Origin of the sequence: Ornithinicoccus halotolerans (assembly GCF_009602535.1) — a bacterium.
Taxonomy (GTDB): Bacteria; Actinomycetota; Actinomycetes; order Actinomycetales; family Dermatophilaceae; genus Ornithinicoccus; species Ornithinicoccus halotolerans.
In genome coordinates this window covers 1-4379 of the sequence record NZ_WIQI01000157.1, presented here as the reverse complement: position 1 = coordinate 4379, position 4379 = coordinate 1, and the positions used below count along the sequence as shown (strand labels likewise).

General features: G+C 71.8%; 5 protein-coding genes. 2 read left to right on the top strand and 3 right to left on the bottom strand.

The features are described from left to right. Nucleotides 1-240 (top strand): DUF1622 domain-containing protein (locus tag GFJ45_RS15265; protein ID WP_153398719.1); only part of this gene is annotated, 240 nt, incomplete at its 5' end. Here GFJ45_RS15265 and GFJ45_RS15260 read toward each other — a convergent pair. Genes GFJ45_RS15260 through GFJ45_RS15250 form a run of 3 tightly spaced genes read right to left on the bottom strand, consistent with a single transcriptional unit; the run spans nt 237 to nt 3474 of the window. Then, nucleotides 237-1175 (bottom strand): carbohydrate ABC transporter permease, encoded by a 939-nt coding sequence (locus GFJ45_RS15260; protein ID WP_228387151.1) that lies wholly within the window; start codon nt 1173-1175, stop codon nt 237-239. The genes GFJ45_RS15265 and GFJ45_RS15260 overlap by 4 nt on opposite strands. Further along, complete coding sequence (locus GFJ45_RS15255; RefSeq protein ID WP_153398717.1) at nt 1172-2062, bottom strand: carbohydrate ABC transporter permease; 891 nt, start codon at nt 2060-2062, stop codon at nt 1172-1174. Before GFJ45_RS15255 ends, GFJ45_RS15260 begins: the two co-directional genes overlap by 4 nt. After that, complete coding sequence (locus GFJ45_RS15250; protein WP_153398715.1) at nt 2062-3474, bottom strand: ABC transporter substrate-binding protein; 1413 nt, start codon at nt 3472-3474, stop codon at nt 2062-2064. Before GFJ45_RS15250 ends, GFJ45_RS15255 begins: the two co-directional genes overlap by 1 nt. A gap of 192 nt (nt 3475-3666) precedes the next feature. Between GFJ45_RS15250 and GFJ45_RS15245 the strand changes: the two genes are divergently transcribed. Next, nucleotides 3667-4287 (top strand): DUF3043 domain-containing protein, encoded by a 621-nt coding sequence (locus tag GFJ45_RS15245; protein ID WP_228387149.1) that lies wholly within the window; start codon nt 3667-3669, stop codon nt 4285-4287. Nucleotides 4288-4379 lie beyond the last annotated feature (92 nt).

Below are 4379 nucleotides of genomic sequence, written 5' to 3'. Positions count from 1 at the left end.
GTCGCGGCGGTGGCCGGCCTGCGCGCGGCGCTGCCGGTGCTGCTGGACTTCCTGCTCGCCGCGGGGCTGCTGCGGCTCAGCGTGGCGCTGAGCTGGGAGGAGGTGCTCACCGTGGCCGCTGTGGTCGCCGTCCGGCACCTCGTCGTGGCCGGCCTCGGGAGCGGGGGCCCGCCGGCGGCTCGCAGCCCACGCGGCGCGCCCGCCGAGGGTCGCTGGCTGCGGCGGTCCTCCCGGCGCTAGCCCTTGCTGCCGGTGGTGGCGATCCCCTTGATGAAGTGGCGCTGTCCGATGAAGAACAGGATGATCATGGGCACGGTCACCAGGACGCTGGCGGTCACGATGATCTCCCAGTGGAACTCACCGCCGAAGCCGTACCGGTCCAGCAGCGCCTTCAGCCCGCGCGGCACGGTGAAGTTGCTCGAGTCCCGCAGGTAGATCAGCGGCCGCATCAGGTCGGTCCAGGCGGCCTGGAACTCGAACAGCAGCGTGACGATGACCGCCGGCTTGGACAGCGGCAGCGCGATCCGCCAGAACAGCGTCCACTCCCCGGCCCCGTCGATCCGGGCGGCCTCGAACAGCTCCCGCGGCAGCCCGAGGAAGAACTGCCGTAGCAGGAAGATGTAGAAGGCGCTCCCGAACAGGTTGCCCGCCCACAGCGGGGTGAGGGTGTCGACCTGACCCAGCGCGTCCCAGATCAGGAACACCGGGATCATCGTGACCGCCCCGGGCAGCATCATGGTGGCCAGCACCAGCGCGAACAGCGGGCCCCGTCCGGGGAACCGGTAGTGGGCGAAGCCCCACGCCACCAGCGCGCTGCTCAGCGTCACCGAGGCGGCGGCGAGCACGGTCACCAGCACCGTGTTGCCCATCCACAGCAGCATCGGCGCCTCGTGCCAGACGTTGACGTAGTTGTCGAACGTCAGCGTCTCGGGGATCAGCTTGTTGTCGAACACCTGCTCCCGGGGCTTCAGCGAGGCGCTGACCAGCCACACGAACGGGTAGAGGAACAGCACGCTCAGCCCGACCAGCAGCCCGAGGACGACCATGCGCGCGGCGGTCGAGCGGGGCCGGCGCGGCCGCCCCTCCCCGCCGGTGTCCGCGGCGGCGGCGGCGCGGTCCGGCGCCAGCACCAGCTGCGGGTCCTGCGCCTGGGCGGTGTGGGCGGTGCCGGTCACCGGTCCGCCTCGTAGTACACCAGCCGGCGGGACACCAGCACCTGCACCGCGGTGATCGCCATGATCACCAGGAACAGCAGCCACGCCAGCGCCGAGGCGTACCCCATGTGGAGGAACTCGAAGGCCTGCCGGAACAGGTGGATCACGTAGAACTCCGCCGCGTCGTTGGAGTAGGTGGTGTTGCCCACGCCGAAGAAGGCGGTGTAGGCCTCGGTGAAGGTCTGCAGCGCCGCGATCGTGTTGACGACGATGACGAAGAACAGCGGCCCCGAGATCATCGGCATCGTCACGCTCCAGGTCTTGCGCCAGAAGCCGGCCCCGTCCACCAGGGCGGCGTCATACAGCTCCTGGGGCACGTTGCGGATCGCGGCCAGCAGGATGATCACCGAGCCGCCGACGGTCAGCAGGCTCATCAGCACCAGCCCGGGCTTGATCCAGGTCGGGTCGGTCGTCCAGTTCGGGCCCTCGATGCCGACCCAGCCCAGCACCGTGTTGATCAGCCCGTCCTGGCCGTTGAACAGCAGCAGCAGCAGCACCCCGGTGGCCACCGGCGGCGTCATCGAGGGCATGAAGAACACGGTGCGGAAGAACCCGGCGGCCCGGCCGGCCTGGTTGAGCAGCAGCGCCAGCAGCACCGAGACCGTCACGTAGGCCGGGACCTGGACCACGGTGTACCAGACGGTGTTGCGCAGTGCCTGGTGGGCGTCCCGGTCCGCCAGGATCCGCTCGTAGTTGCTGGTGCCGACGAACGAGGGGTCGCTGATGACGTCGTAGTCGGTCAGCGACAGGTACCCGGAGTACAGCATCGGCCAGGCGGTGAAGACGGCGAACCCGACCAGCCAGGGGGACAGGAACAGCAGGGCGTAGCGCAGCTCGCGACGTGCCATCACTGCCCCTGGGTGGCGTCCCACTCCTCCCAGGCGCGGTCCAGGGCCTGCTGGGCCTGCTCCTGGGCGTCGGCGAGCGCCTCCGCCGGCTGCTGCTGACCGTTGAGCACCCGGTTCACCGCGTCCTTCCAGGCCCGGTCGAACTCGGCGTCGGCCGGGTTCGCCGGCAGCGTGAAGGTGTTCTCGTTGGCCTCGTAGATCGCCTCGACCGCGCTGTCCCAGTTCTCCTCGCCGCTGGGCTCGACGAGCTCCTCCTGGATGCGCTGGTCGGCCTCCTGGTTGCCGGTCAGCAGGCCGGTGAACTGCAGCCCGGCCTCCTCGCGCGCCGCGACCCGCTCCTCCGCAGCGGCGAACCAGGAGTCGGTGGCCACCATGGTGGCGGCGAACCGGCACGCGGCCGCCGGGTTGTCGCTGCCGGCCGGGATGGCCCAGGCCGACCCGGTGGCGTAGGAGATCGGCTCCCCCTGCCGGTCGCGCACCGTGTCGAAGATGACGGGCGCGTCCGGGGAGACCTCGTTGAGCACGTTGACGTACCAGTGCTCCATCGGCATCGCCCCGAGCGTGCCGCTGGCGAACTGGTTGCCGGCACCGAAGAAGTCGGCGGAGTCGCGGAAGGCCTTGACCTGCCCGAAGCCGCCCTGGTCGTCGTAGATGCCGACCGCCCACTCCAGCGCCTCCACGACCGCGGGGTCGTCCAGCTGGGCGGTGCGGCCGTCCTCGGACAGCATCGCGCCGCCGTTGGCCCGGGCCCACATCGGCAGGAACTCCGGCAGCTTGCTGTCGTAGCCGATCACCTCGACCCGGCTTCCCGAGCCCTGGAACAGCTTCTGGTTGGCGTTGGTGACCGCCTCCCAGTCCGAGCCGTTGACGTCCTCCAGCGTCAGCCCGGCCTCCTCCAGCAGCTGCTCGTTGGCCATGGTCAGCCGGACCTGGTTGAACTCGGGGATCCCGTAGACCTGGTCGGCGAAGGTCACCTGCGCCAGCGCCGGCTCCAGGAACTGGCCCGGGTCGACGCCCTCGGCCTCGAGGCAGTCGTCCAGCGGCTGGATCGCTCCCCGGCTGGCCAGCGTGCCGATCTGGGTGCGGTCGGCCCGGATCAGGCTCGGCACGTCGCCGGAGGCCACCGAGGACAGGAACTGCTGCATGTCCAGCCCGCCCTCGGCGAGGCTGACCTCGACGCCGTCCACCGCCTGCTCGGCCAGGTCGAAGCGAACTTCGGCGATCTCGTCGTCCAGGCCGAAGCCCATGATCGACAGCTCACCCTCCATGCTGGCGTCGGCCGAGAAGGCCGACCCGCCGGTCTCCCCCTCCTCGTCGCCGGCGCCGCCGGAGGGGCCACCGGTGCCCTCGGCGCAGCCGGCGAGCAGCAGCCCGCCGGCAACCAGGGCGGCAGTGGGGCGCAGACCGCGCATGGTGAGGCTCCTTCCGTGGTGGACCTGTCGTCGAGAACAAGTAACACCCCGAGAAGCGCTTCTGGCAACCCCACGCCGGGTGACGTTTGCCCAGGTAGGACGAAGGCACCGGAGACCGGCCGGCGGTGGGTGGGCAGTCCGGCGGCCGGGCGCGGGGCCGGAGCACCCGGTCCGCGCACCTACAGTGGTGGGGTGCTGTCCCGCAAGAAACCCGCCGCCGACCCCGCGCCCAGCCCGGCTTCGAGCCCGGCCCCGGGCCCCGGCTCCACGCCGGAGCCGGGACCCCGAGCCGGTGCCAAGAACCGGCCCACCCCCAAGCGCAAGGAGCGCGAGGCCGCCAACCGCCGCCCGCTCGTGCCCGCCACCAAGGGGGCCACCGCCGACCAGAAGGCCCGGCAGAAGCAAGCCCGGGCCCGCGCCCGCGAGGGGATGCTCAGCGGCGACGAGCGCTTCCTGGGCGCCCGTGACCGGGGCCCGGTCCGCCGCTACCTGCGGGACACCGTCGACGCCCGCTGGAACATCGGCGAGGTGCTGCTCCCGGCGATGCTGGTGATCCTGGCGCTGTCGTTCGTGCAGGCCCCGTGGGCCCGGCTGGGGGTGTTCGTGGTCGCCTACGGGCTGATCATCGTCGGCGTCCTGGACGCGGTGCTGCTGTGGCGGCGCACCCGCGGCAAGGTGGTGGAGCACTTCGGCGAGGAGCCCGGCCGCGGCTCGGCGACCTACGTGATCCTGCGCGCCTTCCAGATGCGGATGTCGCGGGTGCCCCGGCCGCAGGTGGCCCGCGGCGACCAGGTGCGCCCCCGCCGCACCTGACCGGTCCACCAGGGCCGCCGGGCGCGCCAATCCCCACATCGGGGGATTGCCGGCGCGGGGTGCTCCGGCGAGCGTGGAGGCGCGCGGGCACC

Excerpts from the sequence above, each read along its gene's own strand:
- GFJ45_RS15255 (WP_153398717.1), bottom strand. The coding sequence starts at position 2,062 with ATGGCACGTCGCGAGCTGCGCTACGCCCTGCTGTTCCTGTCCCCCTGG.
- GFJ45_RS15250 (WP_153398715.1), bottom strand. The coding sequence starts at position 3,474 with ATGCGCGGTCTGCGCCCCACTGCCGCCCTGGTTGCCGGCGGGCTGCTG.